Origin of the sequence: Streptacidiphilus monticola (genome assembly GCF_042658505.1) — a bacterium.
GTDB lineage: Bacteria > Actinomycetota > Actinomycetes > Streptomycetales > Streptomycetaceae > Streptacidiphilus > Streptacidiphilus monticola.
The window spans coordinates 23642-41678 of sequence record NZ_JBHSQJ010000044.1 but is presented as its reverse complement, the minus strand read 5'-3'; the positions used below and the strand labels follow the sequence as shown (position 1 = coordinate 41678).

Annotated in this window: 15 protein-coding genes and 3 tRNA genes; 16 read left to right on the top strand and 2 right to left on the bottom strand. The window is 72.9% G+C overall.

Features of this window, described 5'->3' with window-relative positions:
• Positions 1–131 precede the first annotated feature (131 nt).
• Positions 132–1232: an SCO2583 family membrane protein gene (locus ACFP3V_RS11550; protein WP_380582685.1), complete on the top strand. Its 1101-nt coding sequence runs from the start codon at positions 132–134 to the stop codon at positions 1230–1232.
• A 45-nt stretch (positions 1233–1277) separates the two neighbouring features.
• Here the strand turns inward: ACFP3V_RS11550 and ACFP3V_RS11545 are convergent, their stop codons facing one another.
• On the bottom strand, positions 1278–2345 hold the full coding sequence (locus ACFP3V_RS11545; protein WP_380582683.1) for a M48 family metallopeptidase: 1068 nt from the start codon (positions 2343–2345) through the stop codon (positions 1278–1280).
• Positions 2346–2523: 178 nt separating this feature from the next.
• On the opposite strand from ACFP3V_RS11545, the gene ACFP3V_RS11540 reads away from it, so the two are divergent.
• From ACFP3V_RS11540 to ACFP3V_RS11505, 8 genes are all read left to right on the top strand, one after another.
• Positions 2524–2667: a hypothetical protein gene (locus tag ACFP3V_RS11540; protein ID WP_380582681.1), complete on the top strand. Its 144-nt coding sequence runs from the start codon at positions 2524–2526 to the stop codon at positions 2665–2667.
• A gap of 100 nt (positions 2668–2767) precedes the next feature.
• Complete coding sequence (locus tag ACFP3V_RS11535) at positions 2768–2917, top strand: hypothetical protein (RefSeq protein WP_380582679.1); 150 nt, start codon at positions 2768–2770, stop codon at positions 2915–2917.
• 108 nt (positions 2918–3025) lie between these two features.
• Entirely contained in the window at positions 3026–3658 is a 633-nt protein-coding gene (gene nadD, locus ACFP3V_RS11530) for a nicotinate-nucleotide adenylyltransferase (protein WP_380582677.1), read from the top strand.
• Positions 3655–5310: a LytR C-terminal domain-containing protein gene (locus ACFP3V_RS11525; RefSeq protein WP_380582675.1), complete on the top strand. Its 1656-nt coding sequence runs from the start codon at positions 3655–3657 to the stop codon at positions 5308–5310. The genes nadD and ACFP3V_RS11525 overlap by 4 nt, the downstream gene beginning before the upstream one ends.
• Before the next feature lie 40 nt (positions 5311–5350).
• Positions 5351–5821 carry a ribosome silencing factor gene (gene rsfS, locus ACFP3V_RS11520; RefSeq protein ID WP_380582673.1) on the top strand — a complete coding sequence of 157 codons (471 nt, stop codon included), beginning with the start codon at positions 5351–5353 and terminating at the stop codon, positions 5819–5821.
• Entirely contained in the window at positions 5818–6465 is a 648-nt protein-coding gene (locus ACFP3V_RS11515) for a histidine phosphatase family protein (RefSeq protein WP_380582703.1), read from the top strand. Before rsfS ends, ACFP3V_RS11515 begins: the two co-directional genes overlap by 4 nt.
• A gap of 126 nt (positions 6466–6591) precedes the next feature.
• Positions 6592–6664: transfer RNA gene (locus tag ACFP3V_RS11510), tRNA-Ala, on the top strand.
• 41 nt (positions 6665–6705) lie between these two features.
• Positions 6706–6778 (top strand) — tRNA-Ala (locus ACFP3V_RS11505).
• Between the two features lie 56 nt (positions 6779–6834).
• Here the strand turns inward: ACFP3V_RS11505 and ACFP3V_RS11500 are convergent.
• On the bottom strand, positions 6835–7716 hold the full coding sequence (locus tag ACFP3V_RS11500) for a helix-turn-helix transcriptional regulator (protein ID WP_380582671.1): 882 nt from the start codon (positions 7714–7716) through the stop codon (positions 6835–6837).
• A gap of 101 nt (positions 7717–7817) precedes the next feature.
• Here ACFP3V_RS11500 and ACFP3V_RS11495 point away from each other — a divergent pair, with 101 nt between their 5' ends.
• The 7 genes from ACFP3V_RS11495 to ACFP3V_RS11465 all read left to right on the top strand — a co-directional run.
• Entirely contained in the window at positions 7818–9278 is a 1461-nt protein-coding gene (locus ACFP3V_RS11495; protein WP_380582669.1) for an MFS transporter, read from the top strand.
• 70 nt (positions 9279–9348) lie between these two features.
• Positions 9349–9421 (top strand) — tRNA-Ala (locus ACFP3V_RS11490).
• A gap of 1231 nt (positions 9422–10652) precedes the next feature.
• The gene (locus tag ACFP3V_RS11485; protein WP_380582667.1) at positions 10653–12638 is read left to right on the top strand and encodes a S53 family peptidase; all 1986 of its coding nucleotides are present in this window, start codon (positions 10653–10655) and stop codon (positions 12636–12638) included.
• A 231-nt stretch (positions 12639–12869) separates the two neighbouring features.
• Positions 12870–15740, top strand: a complete 2871-nt coding sequence (leuS, locus tag ACFP3V_RS11480; RefSeq protein WP_380582665.1) for a leucine--tRNA ligase — start codon at positions 12870–12872, stop codon at positions 15738–15740.
• A gap of 253 nt (positions 15741–15993) precedes the next feature.
• The gene (locus tag ACFP3V_RS11475; protein ID WP_380582663.1) at positions 15994–16839 is read left to right on the top strand and encodes a DegV family protein; all 846 of its coding nucleotides are present in this window, start codon (positions 15994–15996) and stop codon (positions 16837–16839) included.
• Between the two features lie 147 nt (positions 16840–16986).
• On the top strand, positions 16987–17853 hold the full coding sequence (locus ACFP3V_RS11470) for a ComEA family DNA-binding protein (RefSeq protein WP_380582661.1): 867 nt from the start codon (positions 16987–16989) through the stop codon (positions 17851–17853).
• Positions 17850–18037, top strand: a 188-nt coding sequence (locus ACFP3V_RS11465) for a hypothetical protein (RefSeq protein ID WP_380582659.1), incomplete at its 3' end; no start/stop codon positions are given. The genes ACFP3V_RS11470 and ACFP3V_RS11465, both read left to right, overlap by 4 nt.

Here is an 18037-nt window from a genome sequence, read left to right as displayed (position 1 = left end):
CGTTTCGCCGGAAGTGAAGTGACACTCCGCCACGTCCCGCGCCCCGCACGGTGATCGGGCCGGGCGAATCGCGGGGAGAACTTGCCGAGGGGGCCTTAGCGTGGTGCCCGGGGCGAACTACCCTGAGGGACATGGGTGGCCGGGCTGAGCCCCCGGAGGGCGCGCCCGAGGGCGGATCCGGGGGAGAGGACGAGTTCCGATCCGTCGTGTTCGACGAGTCGTTCGTCCGTGCTGCCCGGATCCAGGAGCTGTCCGCCAGCGAGCGGCTGGGCGGCGGCGCCGGCAGCCACTCCACCCGGCGCCGGGGCATGCGCGGACTGCCGCGCCAGGCGCTGGCGCTGATGCTGCTGATCGCGCTGGCCTTCGCCGCCGCCGTTTACATGGGCGTGCGCCACCCCTACCCCGAGGTCCCGTCCACGGCCACGCAGTTGAGCATCGAGATCGTGCCGCTGCAGCCCGGCCCCAGCGCGAGTCCGTCCCGCAAGGCGGCGGCCGGCGCCGTGGTGCCGAGCCTGGGCGATCCGTGGGGCTCCGCCACGGCGTACCAGACGTACGTCCCGTTCGACACCGCCCAGTGGACCGAGAACCCGCACGCCACCACGCACTTCACCAAGTCACAGGTCAACGACGCGATGCGGATCGTCTGGGGATACCTCGGCGACTCGACGGACAACCCGGCCGTGCTGTCGGGGCGGGACACCGACGCGGTCGCCAAGTGGCTGACGGCGGGTCAGCGACGCCAGTTCGACGCCTCGATCAGCGCGCCCGCCCGGGACGGCAGGCACGAACTCACCGGCTGGATGGTGCGGTTCAACCAGGCCGAGTGGGTGCTGGCGACCACCGAGGTCCGGGTCGCCCCCAGCAGTGCCCACGCCATCACCTTCTCCGAGCTGGAGGACGGCTCGCTCGAGGTGGTCAGCGACTACACCTCCGTATACGCGCTGCTGCCCGCGCGCGACCCGCAGAACCCGCAGGCGCTGACGTTCTTCTCGGTGCGGCGGCAGATCCACTACCGGCTCACCGCGGCCGACATCGCCGAGAACCACGTCGAGCTGGTCCACTCGGTGGTCCAAGCCGGGCCGATGGCGTGCGAGGACCCGGGCATCGCGAGCTACCTGACGCCGTACGCGGCCGCCACCGCCGCCGCCTCGGGCGCCTCCGCCGTCCCGGGTGTCGACCCGGCCGACCACAGTCAGCCCGCGGACGCCCTGTGCGGGCGCCTCGCGGACTGACGCCGCGTCAGTCCGCCCCGGCGGAGCGGCCCGCGCAGGGCGGGGTCAGGAGGCCGAACCCTCGGCCGCGCCCTCGGTGGAGCCGGACGGCCGACCGGAGAACACGTCGCGCAGCTTGCCGCCGAGGTCGCCGGCGCCGCTGGCGACGTCGCGGATCAGGCCGAAGAGGGGGTCCTTGGTGTCCCTGATGGACTGCGCGTACGAGTCGGCGGCGTCCTTCACCTGGTCCTTGACCGAGGCGGTGGAGTCGTCCTCGCGGCGCGGGTAGGACCCGGCCAGGATCGCGGCGTACTCGCCGCTCTCCGCCCACTTCTTCAGCTTCTGCGCGCGGACCGCGGCGAAGGGGTGCGACTGCGGCAGCACCTGCAGCAGCTTGATCACGCCGTCGCGCACGTCGCCCGCCTTGTCGTACTCCTCGGCCTGGGCGAGGAAGGCGTCCGTGTTCATCTCGTGCAGGTGGTGGCCGCCGGCCAGCTTCATCATCACCCGCATCGAGGCCTGCAGGTCCTGGCCCACCAGCAGGCCGGCCCGGTCGCAGGAGATCTCGGACTTGCGGAACCACTCCTTGAGCGCGGTGATCAGGCCGTAGATGGCCAGGCCGCCGAGCGGGATGAAGGCAATGCGCGCGGCGATGTTGGTGAGGATCAGCAGCATGGTCCGGTAGACCGCGTGGCCGGACATGGCGTGGGCCACCTCGTGGCCGATGACCGCGCGCATCTCCTCCTCGTCGAGCAGTTCGACGAGGGAGGTGGTGAGCACGATGACCGGGTTGTCCATGCCGATGCAGTAGGCGTTCGGCTGGGGGTCCTGGGTCACGTACAGCGGCGGCACCTTGTCCAGGTCCAGGATGTACGAGGCGTCCCGGACCATGTCGTTGAGGTGCGGGAACTGCTGCTCGGACGCGCGCACGGCGCTGGCCAGGAACATCAGGCGCACGGCGCGCTCGGAGACCAGGCCGCCGAGCTTCTTCAGGATGTCGTCGAACCCGGTGAGCTTGCGCAGGGCGACGAGCGCCGAGCGGTCCGCCGGGTGTTCCCACGCCCGGGTCGAGATCCCGGGGAACCGCTTGCGGTTGCGGCTGGGCACGCTCCCGCTGTCGTTGGGCTGGCTCATGTTCCTGCATTCCTCCCGATCGACGTCCTCGTCACGTTACGCCCGTCCGGCGTGCGCTCGTCCCCACCGGAGGACGAGTGAACCGGGACCCCGGGTTCCCGTGGGGCGAGCCCTGTGTGTGGGCGACCAAGGGCCGGGTTTACGCTGAATCGTCGTTCCTCTCGAAGGGTCCTCCCCCATGCACACCGCCACCGCGCTCCAGCAGCTCGCCGCCATCTCCAACGGCAACGGCCCGGGCATGTTCCTGCGCATCATCGTCATCGTCACGGTGCTCGGCGTCGCGGCCCTGGCCGTCATCCTGATGCGGGCCTACCGCGACTGACGGGCGGTAGCCCGTTTGCCGGGGAGCCGCCGGGCGCGGCGCGAGGGGCTGCCGGTAGCCTGAGCACACCTGTCGCCAAGTCAGAAAGTGTTCGCCGCCGATGAGCCTCCACGCTTCTCACGCCCTGGCCCTGCTCGCCGAGGAGGGCGGCGCCCACGACACGCTCAAGCCGTGGCTGACCGGCGGTGGCGCGCTGTTCCTGCTGCTGCTGGCCCTGTGGGTGACCACCCGCTTCAACAAGGACCGCTGACGGACCGTCGGATCCGCCCGCCCCGCCGACCCCCGCGCCCCGAGCCGTCGTCCGCAGTTACGGCCGGGGCGGTCGCACGGACAGCCGGATCGCGTAGGGTGGCCACCCATGAACGAGCACCTCGACGCCGGACCTGAGGACCAGGAGCCGGTCAAGCGACGCCTGGGAGTGATGGGCGGGACCTTCGACCCGATCCACCACGGGCACCTGGTTGCCGCCAGCGAGGTGGCCAGCCTGTTCCACCTGGACGAGGTGGTCTTCGTCCCCACGGGCCAGCCCTGGCAGAAGGACAGCCACGGCGTCTCCCCGGCCGAGGACCGCTACCTGATGACGGTCATCGCCACCGCGTCCAACCCGCAGTTCTCGGTCAGCCGGATCGACATCGACCGCGGCGGCCCCACCTACACCGTGGACACCCTGCGCGAGTTGCGCAACGAGCACCCCGACGCGGACCTCTTCTTCATCACCGGCGCCGACGCGCTGGAGCAGATCTTCTCCTGGCGCAACGCCCAGGAGCTGTTCCACCAGGCGCACTTCATCGGGGTGACCCGCCCCGGCCACACGCTCTCCGACCCGGGCCTGCCCGAGGGCGGGGTGTCCCTGGTCGAGGTGCCGGCGCTGTCCATCTCCTCCACCGACTGCCGCGAGCGCGTGGCCCGCGGCGAGCCGGTCTGGTACCTGGTGCCGGACGGCGTGGTCCGCTACATCGACAAGCGCAAGCTCTACAAGGGGGCGGCGTGACCGACACCGGTGACCGGGGCGGGTACGGCTACGACCCGTACTACCAGCAGCCGCAGCAGAACCAGCCCTACCAGGACCCCTACACGGGCCAGTGGGTCTATCCGCAGCCGCAGCAGCAGCCGTACCAGGACCCGTACACCGGGCAGTGGGTCGACCCGCAGGCTCAGCACCAGCAGCCGCAGCAGCAGTACTACCAGCAGCCTCCGCAGCCCCAACAGGCGTACGAAACCGGCCAGTTCACGACGGGTCAGTACGACACCGGCCAGTTCGCGACCGGACAGCAGTGGGACACCGGCCAGTTCGCCGCGCCCGTCCGCACCGAGCCGGAACCCGCTGCGGGGCCCACGCCGCCGCCCGCGCCTGGCGAGGCGCAGAGCCGGCCGCGCGTCACGGTGCCGCAGCAGCGCCCCGCGCAGGGCGCAGCGGTCTACCAGACCGAGCAGTTCGAGTTCGTCGACGACGCCGAGGAGTCCACGGACGTCATCGACTGGATGAAGTTCACCGAGACCCGCGGCGAGCGCCGGGACGAGCGGCGGCGGCAGATCCGCGGCCGGATCACGGCGCTGGTGGTCACGCTGACGCTGGTGATCGTCGCGGGGGTCGGCTACCTCTTCTTCACCGGGAAGATCTTCGGCAGCGGCAAGGGCGGCGGGGTGGCCGCGTCCCGGCAGGAGATCGTGGTCCACCTGCACGACACCGCCAAGCACGTCTCCACCGCCCTGCTGATCACCGATCCGGCCGCCGGCCGGACCAGCGCCCTGCTGCTGCCCGACGGCACCGGCATCCCCGCCGACGAGGGCAGCGACTCCCTTGTGGCGCTGGGGAGTTCGGTGGACGACCTGGGCAACTCGACCGTGCGCTCCGGCATCAACTCGCTGCTGGGCAGCGACGCGACGGCGACCTGGGGGCTCTACACCCCCTTCCTGCAGAACCTGGTCGACCAGATCGGCGGCATCACCGTCGACGCCAACACCACGATCACCGTCAAGGGCCAGACCCTGGTCAAGCCAGGCAACCAGACCCTGAGCGGTGCCGGCGCCGCCGCCTACGCGACCTACCAGGCCGCCGGCGAGAAGCCGCAGGCCCGCCTGGACCGCTTCGGCCAGGTGCTCGGCGCGCTGATCAAGGCCATGCCGCAGGACGCCGCGGCCGCCGCCTCCGACATCACCAAGATGGGGGCGGTCGCCGACCCCTCCCTGCCGGACGCCACGCTGGGCGCCATCCTCGCCGCCGCCTCCACCGAGGCCCACAAGGGCGGCTACAGCGCGCAGACGCTTCCGGTGAAGGCCTCCGGCGGCCTGGACACCGCGGCCGCGGCCATGGTGCAGCAGCTCTTCGGCGGCAAGGTCACCCAGAGCGGCGACGCCCGCACGGTGGCCCGGGTCAGCATCGTCAACGCCACCGGCGACAGCCGGAAGCAGAGCCTGGCCGAGGCGGCCGTCACCAACGGCGGCTTCACCCTGGTCCCCGGCGGCGGCTCCACCTCCTCGAAGTCCACCTCGGTGGTCGCCTACACCGACGACGCCCGAGCCCAGGACGCCAGGACCCTGGCCTCGGACCTCGGCCTGCCCGCGAGCGCCGTGAAGAAGGTCACGTCGGCGCAGACCGTCGACCTGGTCGTAACTCTGGGGAAGGACTTCAAGGGTTCGTGAGATCCTGGGAAGGTCCATGTTCCCGAGCAGAGAGCAACTCGTGACCGCAACTGACCGGGCCCTCGAGCTCGTCGCCACCGCCGCGCAGGCGGCCGCCGACAAGCTGGGCCAGAACATCATCGCCTTCGACGTCAGTGAGGTCCTGGCCATCACCGACGCCTTCCTGCTCGCCTCCGCGCCCAACGACCGCCAGGTCCGGGCGATCGCCGACGAGGTCGAGGAGCAGCTGCAGAAGCAGCACCAGGCCAAGCCCGTCCGCCGCGAGGGCGAACGTGAGGGCCGCTGGATCCTGCTGGACTACCTGGACGTGGTGATCCACATCCAGCACTCCGAGGAGCGCGCCTACTACAGCCTGGAGCGGCTGTGGAAGGACTGCCCCGAGCTGGACCTGCCGGAGGATGCCAAGGCCACCCGCAACCAGCCCGAGGGCGAGCCCGCGCTGGTCACCCCCAGCGAGTTCGAGCACGTCGAGGCCATCCTGGCGCGCGAGGCCGAGCGGGGCCGGAGCTGAGCGGCGGCGCGGCCGGCCGCCGGGTCGTCTTCTGGCGGCACGGCCAGACCGCGTGGAACCTGGAGGGCCGCTTCCAGGGCACCACGGACATCCCGCTCACGGAGACCGGCCGCGCCCAGGCGCGCCGGTCCGCCCGGCTGCTGGCGGCCCTGGGGCCGGACGCCATCGTCTCCTCGGACCTGCGGCGGGCCGCCGACACGGCGGCCGAACTCGCGTCCGTCACCGGCCTGCCGGTCGAGCTGGACTCCGGGCTGCAGGAGACCTACGCGGGCGTCTGGCAGGGTCTGACGAACCGTGAGATCCAGGAGCGGTTCGGCGAGGAGTACCGGCTCTGGAAGCTGGGCGAGCCGGTCCGCCGCGGCGGCGGCGAGCTCGGCACCGAGGTGGCCGACCGCGCCGTCCCGGTCGTGCTCGACGCGGCGAAGAAGCTGCCCGACGGCGGCACGCTGGTCGTGGTCAGCCACGGCGGTACCATCCGCATGGCCATCGGCCGGATGCTGGGCCTGGACCCGTCCACCTGGGAGGCCCTGGGCGGCCTGTCCAACTGCTGCTGGTCGGTGCTCGGCGAGGGCGCCCGCGGCTGGCGGCTGCTCGAGCACAACGCCGGAACCCTCCCGGAGCCGGTGATCGGCGACGACACCTGACCGCCGCCGAGGCGGTGCCGGAGACCGCCGGGGATCGGATTTCGCAGATCGGCCCCGGTACCGCTAAAGTCTTCCTTGTTCGCGGGCCGGAACGGAGACGATCCAGGGCGCGGCAAGGAAGTTCCAGGGGCTATAGCTCAGTTGGTAGAGCGCTTGCATGGCATGCAAGAGGTCTGGGGTTCAATTCCCCATAGCTCCACGCAGTACCTCCCGCCTCGGTGCACTGCCCGGGGTGATCGAGGGGCTATAGCTCAGTTGGTAGAGCGCTTGCATGGCATGCAAGAGGTCTGGGGTTCAATTCCCCATAGCTCCACAGGAATTCGGGCCGCGTCCACCGGACGCGGCCCGATCGCGTTCTTCGGGCGCGGTTCAGTGCAGGTGGTCCACCGGTGCGGCCCCCGGGTGCTCGCGCAGCCAGGCGACCGCCTCCCGGGAGGCGTCGTCGTTCGGCGTGTAGACCACCATCCGTGCCTCCGGCATGCCGAGCACGCTGAGGTTGGTCGCCGTCATCCGCACCTCGCCGACGGCCGCGTGCCGGAAGATCTTCAACCGCGACGAGTGCGCGGCCACGTCCTGCTGCGCCCAGAGCCCGGCGAAGTCGGGGCTGGCCTCGCGCAGGTCCCGGATGAAGTCCTCCCACAGCGGTTCGCCCACGTGTCGGCCGTATCCCGCCCGCAGCACCGCGACCATGCGCGGCAGCTCCTCGGCCCGGTTGACGAAGGCGTTGCAGCAGTCCGGCACGGTGGCCGTGCACCACAGGCTGTTGCGGCGGCCCTCCTCCGACAGCGTGGCCCCCGGGAAGAGCGCCTGGTAGGCGTCGTTCCAGCGGAGGATGTCGTAGCGGGCGCTGCTGATCGCCGCCGGCAGCGGGTTGAGCGCGTCGAGGATCGACTGCACCTCGGGCTGCGCCTTGCAGGCCTCCTCGTAGAGGTCGGTGGGGCGGATGCCGGCCAGGTGGAACAGGTGCGCCCGCTCGGCCGGGTCCAGCCGCAGCGTGCGGGCCACCGCGTTGAGCACCTGCTCGCTCGCGTTGATCGGCCGGCCCTGCTCCAGCCACGTGTACCAGGTGACGCCCACCCCGGCGAGCTGCGCCACCTCCTCGCGGCGCAGCCCCGGGGTGCGGCGGCGCAGGCCGGGGGCCATGCCGACGTCCTCCGGGGTGAGCCGGGCGCGGCGGGCCCGGAGGAAGGCCGCGAGCTCGGTGCGGCGGGGCTTCGCGGTGGCCGCTGCTGGGGTCGTCGCGAGGCTCATGGCCCCATCGTCCCGCAGCGGCGCGGAGGTTGACAGGTAGTGCCAGTACCAGCATCGGCAGGCTCTCACTACCCGGAGCGGTTCCCGGCGACGCTGGACGCATGACGGAGACTCAGATACGGGCCGGCGCGGGGACGTCGGCGGCGGCCGCTCGGAGGGAGCGGCCGGGACTGGTGCTGGGGCTGGTGCTGACCGGGCAGTTCATGGCGCTGGTGGACCTGTCCGTCGTCAACGTGGCGGTTCCGAGCATCCGCGCGGACCTGCACGCCTCGGGGGCGGCGCTGCAACTGGTGATCGCGGGGTACAGCATCGCGTACGCGGTCATGCTGATCACGGGCGCCAGGCTGGGGGAGCGGCGCGGCTTCAGCCGCGTCTTCCGGTGGGGGCTGGCGCTGTTCACGCTCGCTTCGCTGGCGTGCGGGCTGGCGCCGGACGCCGGGTCGCTGATCGGGTTCCGCTTCGCGCAGGGCGTGGGCGCGTCGCTGATGGTGCCTCAGGTGATGAGCATCGTGCAGCGGGTCTTCACCGGGCAGGCGCGGGTGAAGGCGCTCGGCGTCTACACGGCGGTGCTGGCGGTGGGCGGGGTGACCGGCCAGGTCGTCGGCGGACTGCTGGTCAGCGGCAACCTCTTCGGCTGGGACTGGCGGCCGGCCTTCCTGATCAACGTGCCGATCGGCGCGGTGCTGATGGCCGCGGCGGTCCGGCTGCTGCCGGACTTCGCCGGCAACCCGGAACGGCGGCTGGACCGGGTCGGCCTGGTGCTCCTGGCGGCCGGCATGGGACTCCTGGTGGTGCCACTGGTGCTCGGGCACGAGGAGCACTGGCCGGCGTGGTGCTGGGTGCTGCTCGGCCTGTCGGCGGTGGTCTTCGCCGCCTTCGTCGGCTACGAGCGGCGGGTCGAGGCGGCGGGCGGGAGCCCGCTGATCCACCGTCGGGTACTGGGCTCGCCCGGGCTCGCGCAGTCGGGCCTGGCCATCCTGCTGATCATGTTCGGCGTGTCCGGTTACAGCTTCGCGCTGGCCCTGCACCTGCAGGCCGGACTGGGCGAGAGCCCCCTGCGCGCGGGTCTCGCGGTGGCCCCCATGATGGCCGGCTTCGGTCTCTCGGGCCTGTACTGGCAGAAGCTGCCCGCCCGTTGGCACCTGCCGCTGCCGGCGGTGGCGCTGGTCGTCGTGGCGGCGGGCTTCGGCGTCACCGGGCTGCTGCTGCGCGGCGGCGGGGGAGTGGACGCCGGGGTGCTGGTGGTGTTCTTCCTGCTCGGCCTCGTCTGCGGCTGCTGCTACAGCCCGCTGTTCGCGCGGGCGCTGGGCCGGGTCACCCCCGCGCACGCGGCGGACGCGAGCGGGGTGCTGGCGACGCTGCTGCAGTTGGGCCAGGTGCTGGGGGTGGCCGTGCTGGGCACGCTGTTCCTCTCCGAGGTCAGCTACCCCGCCCGCGCGGCGGTGTCCGGTGCGGCCCTGGCCGTCACGGCGGCGGCCTGCGGCGTGCTGATGCTCGCCGCCTCCGCCAGCGCCCACGCGGGCCGCCGGGCCCTCGCCCGGCACCCCGCCCCCACGGCATAACCTGCGGCAGGGCACCTCGCGGAACGTGTACAGTAGTCACGTCGCCGCGAGGTGCAGACGCGCGGCGCGCGGGGCTATAGCTCAGTTGGTAGAGCGCTTGCATGGCATGCAAGAGGTCTGGGGTTCAATTCCCCATAGCTCCACAGAACGTCTTCGACGAAGAGCGGGCTCCCGGATATCCGGGGCCCGCTCCTTTTCGTCTGCGGCCCCCTCGAAGGCCCTCGCCACCTGCGGCCCCGGCACCGGCGGCCGCGGGCCCCGTCGTTGGCACCTCGGCGGCGTCCGGGCGCGGCGACTGCGACTGCGACTGCCTGACGCTCCTGCCCCTGCCCGCCCTGCGGCGGGTGCCTGCGGCCGACACGCTGCCTCATGACCTGCGGTCTGCGCCCCTGCGCCCCTGTGCCCCAGGCCTGCAGCCTGGGCCGCGCGTGCGCTGCGGTTCTGCACCTGGCCTGCGGCCGGGACCCTGCGGGTGGCCTGTTGCCTGCGGGTGGCCTGTGGCCTGGGATCGTGCATGGTGGCTGTGGTCGTCGCCCAGAGGGTGGCCTGGGGCCCGCGCGTGCGCTGCGGCTATGCACCTGGCCTGCGCTCACGGGCCGCGCGTGGTCTCCGCCCTGCCCCCTGCGGGTGGCGTGCGCCTGCGGGCCGTGCGTGGTCTGCGCCCTGCGCCCTGCGGGTGGCGTGCGCCTGTGGGCCGTGCGTGGTCTGCGCCCTGCGCCCTGCGGGTGGCGTGCGCCTGTGGGCCGTGCGTGGTTTGCGCCCTGCCCCCTGCGGGTGGCCTGTGGCTGGGACCGTGCATGGTGGACGTGGTCGTCGCCCAGCGGGTGGCCTGGGGCCCGCGCGTGCGCTGCGGCTGTGCACCTGGCCTCCGCCCACGGGCCGCGCGTGCTGTCCAACTGGCCTGCGGCGGGGACCCGCGTGCTCGCTGCGGACCGCGGCCCGCGGGGGCTGAGGTCTGCGCCCCGCAGGGGGCTGTGGTCGGACCCGAACGTGGCCCTGCGTCCCGCGATGAGGTGAGGCGGAGCGCCCGGTCGGGCCTCTGAACCTACCGCGCGGCTGGGCTGGGGCCCACGCGTCCCACGGGGGTGGGCCGGGGCAGGCCGGGCGCCGGCTCCGGCCGCCACTGGGCCGGTGGTCTGCGGTCGGGTGCAGCCACCGGGCCGGTGGGCAGCAGCCGGCACGCCGCAGGGGCGGGGGTCCTGTCGCCTCCGGGGGGCGGGCGGCTACACACAACCGGCCCGCACGCCACCCGAACTGATGAATCATCAGTCGATCACCCCGGCGTTCGGGCGCGTGCCGTGCACGATCCGCACCGAAAACGCACACCCTCCTGGGGACTCCGACCGTCCCCGACCATGGAGAGGTGTCCCACCCATGACCCCGCGTCCTCGTCCTCACGGACGCGGTCGCCGCCTGCTGCCGCTCGCGGTGACCGCGTCACTCCTGCTCACCGGCGCGGCCGCGCCGGCCGCCCTCGCCGACGGCCGCAGCGGCGGCACCACGCTCGGCACGCCCGACCGGGTCACGCTGCCCGGCACCGTCCCGTTCTGGGCCGCGCCCCAGGCGGACCAGGGCGTGACACCCGCGAAGGCCCAGGTCACCGCCCGCGTCTACCTCGCCGGCCGGAACCTGGGCGGGCTCTACCGCTTCGCCCGGCAGGTCTCCGACCCGCGGTCCGGGCAGTACGGCCACTACCTGACGTCCCGCCAGTTCCGCTCCCGCTTCGCGCCCACCGCCCACCAGGTCAGGGCGGTCAGCGCGTGGCTGCGCGCGGCGGGGTTCAAGGTCCGCGAGGGCAACGGGGGCCACTACCTCCTCGCCCGAGGCGACGCCTCCGCCGTGCAGAAGGCTTTCGCCACCACCCTGCACAGCTACATCAAGGACGGGCACGTCTACACCGCGCCCGCCGGTGAGGCGTCCGTGCCGAAGAACCTGGCGTCCAGCGTGCTCACGGTGACCGGGCTCGACAACGCCCCGCACCGCGCCAAGGCACAGAACAGCACCCTCCCCGGCCCGGCCGCCGCCTTCGTCAACGCGCCGCCGTTCTCCGCCTACTACGGAGCGAACGCCGCGAGCAAGGAGCCGAAGGCGTACGGCCTCACCCAGCCCTGGGTGGTCCAGGGCTACACCGGCAAGCAGCTGCGCGGCGCCTACGGCCTCACCGGCAGCGGGCTGACCGGCAAGGGGGTGACCGTGGCCATCGTGGACGCCTACGACTCCCCGACGATCGGCGCCGACGTCGCCACCTACGCCCGGCGGCACGGTGACGCCCCTTACGCGGCAGGGCAGTTGAGTCGGCTCGACGCCGCGCAGTGGACCGACACCGAGTCCTCCGCGTGCGACGCCTCGGGCTGGTACGGCGAGCAGACGCTCGACCTCGAGGCGGCGCACGCCATCGCCCCCGACGCCAAACTGCTCTACGTCGGCGCCGGGTCCTGCGCGGACGCGGACCTGTCCGACTCGCTCACCCGGATCGTGGACGGGCACCTGGCCGACATCGTCTCCAACTCCTGGGGCGAGCCCGAGCAGGCCAGCGACCCGTCGATGGACCCGGTCTACAACCTGATCTTCGCCTCCGGGGCGGCCCAGGGCATCGGCTTCTACTTCGCCAGCGGAGACAACGGCGACGAGCAGGCGCAGACCGGCGCCAAGCAGACCGACATGCCCGCCTCCCTGGCCTGGGTCACCGCGGTCGGCGGGACCTCGCTCGGCATCGGCGGCCAGGACCAGTACCTGTTCGAGACCGGCTGGGGAACCACCAAGGCGGCGCTGAGCGCTGACGGCACGTCATGGACCGGCTTGCCGGGGGCCTTCGTGGCGGGCGCGGGCGGCGGCACCAGCGGGCGGGTGGCGCAGCCGTTCTACCAGAGCCGGGTCGTCCCGTCGGCGCTGGCCAAGGCGGGCGGCCCGGGCCGCAACCGGGTGGTCCCGGACGTGGCCGCGGTGGCCGACTCCAACACCGGGTTCCTGGTGGGTCAGACCCAGACCTGGCCGGACGGCTCGGTGCGCTACGGCGAGTACCGCATCGGCGGCACCAGCCTGGCTGCCCCCGTGTTCGCGGGGATCCAGGCGCTCGCGCAGCAGGCGGCGGGGATGCCGCTCGGTTTCGCCAACCCGGAGCTGTACGCCCGCAGCGGCAGCCGGTCGTTCCACGACGTGACCGACACGCCCTTCGGCGCGCAGGTCAAGCTGGCCGAGGTGCGCGACGACTTCCGCAACCAGGTGGACGCCTCGGGCGGCGTGGTGACGACCCTGCGCGGTCTGGGCCACGACACCTCACTGCAGGCGGTCGCGGGCTTCGACGACGTCACCGGCCTCGGCTCGCCGACCGGGGACTACCTCAAGTCCTTCGCCCATTGACGCAGTTGCCTCTCCGGAGGGCGGGCGGTTCCCCGGCGCGGCCGGGGAACCGCCCGCGCCGCAGAGGGGGGCTGGTACCCTGCTGGCATGCGAACTGCGCGTCTGCTTCTTAGCCGGCCGCGCTGACAAGGACCGGCCGGTGCCGGAGTCAGCGTGGCGACCCCTCCTGTCGAGGGGTTTTTTCGTTTTCCGGCAAGGACCGAGTTCTGACACCCACGGAGTCTGAGGACGATGAGCGACACCACGTCTGCGGCCGACGCGACCGCGCCCTACCGGTACACCCCCGCGCTGGCGGCGCAGATCGAGCGCCGCTGGCAGGACCGCTGGGAGAAGGAGGGCGTCTTCGAGGCGCCCAACCCGACCGGCGATCTGGCGGACCCGGAGGCCGGTGACGTCTCCGCGAAGCCGCACGCGTTCATCATGGACATGTTCCCGTACCCGTCGGGCGCCGGCCTGCACGTCGGCCACCCGCTGGGCTTCATCGCGACCGACGTCTACGCCCGGCACTTGCGGATGACCGGCCACAACGTGCTGCACACGATGGGCTTCGACGCCTTCGGCCTGCCCGCCGAGCAGTACGCCGTGCAGACCGGCACCCACCCGCGGGTGTCCACCGAGGCGAACATCGGCAAGTACCGCCAGCAGCTGCGCAGCCTGGGCCTGGGCCACGACCAGCGCCGTTCGATCTCCACGATCGACCCGACGTACTACCGCTGGACCCAGTGGATCTTCCTGCAGATCTTCAATTCCTGGTTCGACCCCGAGGCCAAGAAGGCCCGCCCGATCGGCGAGCTGATCGCCCGCTTCGAGTCCGGCGCGCAGCCGACCCCGGACGGCACCCCGTGGGCCGAGCTGACGCCGGCTCAGAAGGACGAGGTGCTGGCCGAGTACCGGCTGGCGTACATCAAGGAGGCCCCGGTCAACTGGGCCCCCGGCCTGGGCACCGTGCTGGCCAACGAGGAGGTCACCGCCGACGGCCGGTCCGAGCGCGGCAACTTCCCCGTCTTCAAGGCCAAGCTGCGCCAGTGGATGATGCGGATCACCGCCTACGGCGACCGGCTGATCGAGGACCTGGACCTGGTCGACTGGCCCGAGGCGATCAAGCTGCAGCAGCGCAACTGGATCGGCCGCTCCGAGGGCGCCAAGGTCGAGTTCCCCGCCCCCGGCGGCAAGACGATCACCGTCTTCACCACGCGTCCGGACACCCTGTTCGGCGCCACCTACATGGTGCTGGCCCCGGAGCACGAGCTGGTCGACGCGATCGTCCCGGCCGCGTGGCCGAGCGCCGACCTGCCCGCGGACTGGACCGGCGGGCACGCCACCCCGGCCGAGGCCGTCGCCGACTACCGCCGCAAGGCCGCGGCCAAGTCGGACGTCGAGCGCCAGGCCGACGCCAAGGTCAAGACCGGCGTCTTCACCGGCGCCTACGCGACCAACCCGGTCAGCGGCGAGCAGGTCCCGGTCTTCATCGCGGACTACGTGCTGATGGGCTACGGCACCGGTGCGATCATGGCCGTGCCGGCCCACGACCACCGTGACTTCGCCTTCGCCCGCGCCTTCGGCCTGCCCGTCCGCGGCGTCGTCCAGCCGACCGACGGCCGCGACGCCGACCCGGCGACCTGGGACGACGCCTTCGTCTCCTACGACGCGCCGATCGTCAACTCCGCCAACTCCGAGATCTCGCTGGACGGTCTGAGCGTCACCGACGCGAAGAAGGCCATCACCGAGTGGCTGGAGCGCAAGGGCGTCGGCGAGGGCACCGTCAACTACAAGCTGCGCGACTGGCTGTTCAGCCGCCAGCGCTACTGGGGCGAGCCCTTCCCGATCGTCTACGACGAGGACGGCGTCGCCCACGCGCTGCCGGAGCGGATGCTGCCGGTCGAGCTGCCCGAGATCGACGACTACTCGCCGCGCACCTTCGACCCGGACGACGCGGACACCCAGCCGGAGACCCCGCTGTCGCGGGCGGAGGACTGGGTCAACGTCACCCTGGACCTGGGCGACGGCCCCAAGCGGTACCGCCGCGAGACCAACACCATGCCCAACTGGGCGGGTTCGTGCTGGTACGAGCTGCGCTACGTGGACCCGGACAACGGCCGCGAGGTCGTCGACCCGGTCAACGAGGCGTACTGGATGGGCCCGACGGCCAACAAGCCGGCCGGTGGCGCGGACCTGTACGTCGGCGGCGCCGAGCATGCGGTGCTGCACCTGCTGTACGCGCGCTTCTGGCACAAGGTGCTGTTCGACCTGGGCCACGTTTCCTCGGCCGAGCCGTTCCACAAGCTGTTCAACCAGGGCATGATCCAGGGCTTCGTCTACCGCGACGAGCGGGGCTTCCCGGTGCCCGCGGCCGAGGTGGAGGAGCGCGACGGCGGGTACTTCTGGCAGGGACAGCCGGTCTCGCGGGAGCTGGGCAAGATCGGCAAGTCGCTGAAGAACGTGGTGGCGCCGGAGGAGGTCACCGAGCAGTACTCGACCGACACGCTGCGCCTGTACGAGATGGCGATGGGCCCCCTGGACGTCTCTCGGCCCTGGGACACGCGTGCCGTCGTCGGCTCCTTCCGCTTCCTGCAGCGCCTGTGGCGCACGATCGTTGACGAGGAGTCAGGCGCGGTCGTGGTCACCGACGAGGAGCCGGACGAGGAGACGCTGCGGGCGCTGCACCGGGCGATCGACGGCATCCGCAACGACATGGCGAACCTGCGGTTCAACACGGCCGTGGCCAAGGCGACCGAGCTGAACAACTTCCTGGTCAAGCGCGGTTCCACGCCGCGGTCGGTGGCGGAGACGGCGGTCCTGCTGGTCGCCCCGCTGGCGCCGCACATCGCCGAGGAGCTGTGGGAGAAGCTGGGCCACGAGACCTCGCTGGTGCACGAGCAGCTGCCCGAGGCCGACCCGCGGTACCTGGTCGAGGACACGGTGACGTGCGTCGTGCAGGTCAAGGGCAAGGTCAAGGCACGGCTGGAGGTCCCCCCGGCGATCTCCGACGCGGACCTGGAGGCCCAGGCCCTGGCCGACCCGGCGGTGGTCGCCGCACTGGGCGGGGCTCAGGTACGGAAGGTGATCGTGCGCGCGCCCAAGCTGGTCAACATCGTCATCTAGGCGGACCGCCCCGGTTCGGGGGACAAGGTCCGGTGCGGCCGCGCCGCACCGGCACGGGGACCGCACGGACTCGGGGGAGGACCGTCCCAGGTGAGGGACGGACCTCCCCCGAGCGGTGCGCCGGGAGGTGCACGGCGGCGCGGCGGAGCCGCGTGGGCCGGCCCTCCCGGGCGCGATCGCGTGCGTGTGCGGGCGGGGGCCGGGGTGCGTGCGGAACTGTCCCTGGGGTCCGCCGGGGGGTAACCTCCGCTTCATGTCCAGCCGTGTCGCCGTTGTCACCGACTCCACCGCCAACCTCCCGGCGGAGGACCTGGCCCGACACGGGATCACCGTGGTGCCGTTGAGCGTGGTGATCGGCGACCGCGTGCTGGAGGAGGGCCGCGAGGCCGGGCCCGGGGACGTCGCCGCCGCCCTGCAGGGCAGGCAGCAGGTCACCACCTCCCGTCCGACGCCCGTCGCCTTCGCCGAGGCCTACGCCGCCGCGGCGGCCGCGGGGGCGACCGAGGTGGTGTCGCTGCACCTGTCCGCCGAGCTCTCCGGGACCTACGAGGCGGCCCAACTCGCCGCTGAGGAAGCGTCGGTACCCGTCCGCGTGGTCGACACCCGGATGATCGGGCTGGCGCTCGGCTACTGCGTGCTGACCGCCGCTGAGGCCGTGGCCGGCGGAGCCACGGCGGACCAGGCGGGGGACCTCGCGCTGGCCCGGGCCAAGGGGACCACGGGCCTGTTCTACGTCGACACCCTCGAGTACCTGCGGCGGGGCGGCCGGATCGGCGCCGCAAGGGCGCTGCTCGGGTCCGCCCTGATGGTGAAGCCCCTGCTGCACCTCGCGGACGGGCGGATCGAGCCGCTGGAGAAGGTGCGCACGGCGGGCCGGGCGATTGCCAGGCTGGAGGAGCTGGCGGTGGCCGAGGCGGGGGAGGCGCCGGTGGACCTGGCGGTCCATCACCTCGCCGCCGAGGACCGGGCGGTGGCCCTGGCGGACCGGTTGCGCGTCCGCGTTCCCGGCCTCCGCAGGCTGCACGTCGCCGAGGTCAGCGCCGTCATCGGTGCTCACGTCGGGCCGGGTCTGCTCGCGGTGGTCGTCTCCCCGCGCTGATCGCGGCCGCAGGGCGCGGCGGGGGGCCGGGAGGCTCAGCCCTCTGGTGGCGGCGAGGGAGCCGCGGGTTGTCCACAGCGGGGTGGTTGTCCACAGGCTGACGCATCGTCAGGAGGACGGTCCGGCACGGGGCCTAGCGTCCAGGGCATGAGAAGCACCCTGCATGCCGTCGCGGCCTCGGCGCGGCGGGACGTCGACATCGCCCTGGTACGTCAGCGTGCGGAGCAGCTGTTCCCCGCGGGGCCGCGCGTCGCCGCGGCTCCGGCGGGGGCTCCGGCGGGGGTTCCGCCTGCCGCTCCCGCCGGCCCTGTCGGCGCCGTCCCCCCGGTGGCGTCCGCAGTGACGGCGCTGCCGTCAGGGGCGCCGCCGGGGTGGCGGGAGCGGTGCGCGCTGGCCCTCCGCGAACGGTGGGATCTGGACCGGCGGGCGGTGGTGGGGCTGCTGGTCCTGGTCCTGCTGGCGCTGGGCTACGCCGTCCAGCACTTCTGGCTGGCGCGGCCGGAGCCGGTGGCTGTGGCGGCGGTGGGCCCTGAGCCCGCCGTCTCGCAGTCGGAAGCCGCCGTCGCGCCGCCCGCAGGGCGGGTGGTCGTGGACGTGTCGGGGCGGGTGCGGCAGCCGGGGGTGCGTGAACTGCCAGGCGGTGCGCGGGTGCAGGACGCGCTGCGTGCCGCGGGCGGTCCGCTGCCGGGCACGGATCTGACCGGGCTGAACCTGGCCCGCCGGGTCAGCGACGGTGAGGAGATCATCGTCGGCCGTCCTGCTGCCCCGCCGGGTGCCCCTGCCGCCCCGGCAGGACCGGCCGGGGCGGCAGGCGCCCCTGGGGGCACGCTCAGTCTGTCCACCGCCACCGCCGCCGAGTTGGACGCGCTGCCCGGCATCGGCCCGGTGCTGGCTCAGCGGATCGTGCAGTACCGCCAGCAGCACGGCGGCTTCACCTCGGTGGACCAGCTCCGGCAGGTGAGCGGCTTCGGCGAGCGGCGGCTCAGGGACCTGCGCGACCGGCTGCGGCCATGAGCGCCGCAGCTGGCGGGCCCGCGGGCGCAACCGGCGGCCCTGACGACGGCGACGACGCCCCACCGGAGCTGACCGCGGGTCAGAGCCGCAGGCTCGTCGCCCCGGCCGCCGCCGCGTGGGGGACGGCGGCGGCCGTGCTGACGCTGCCGGCGCAGGCGTCGGGCGGGGTCCGGATCGGGGCCGT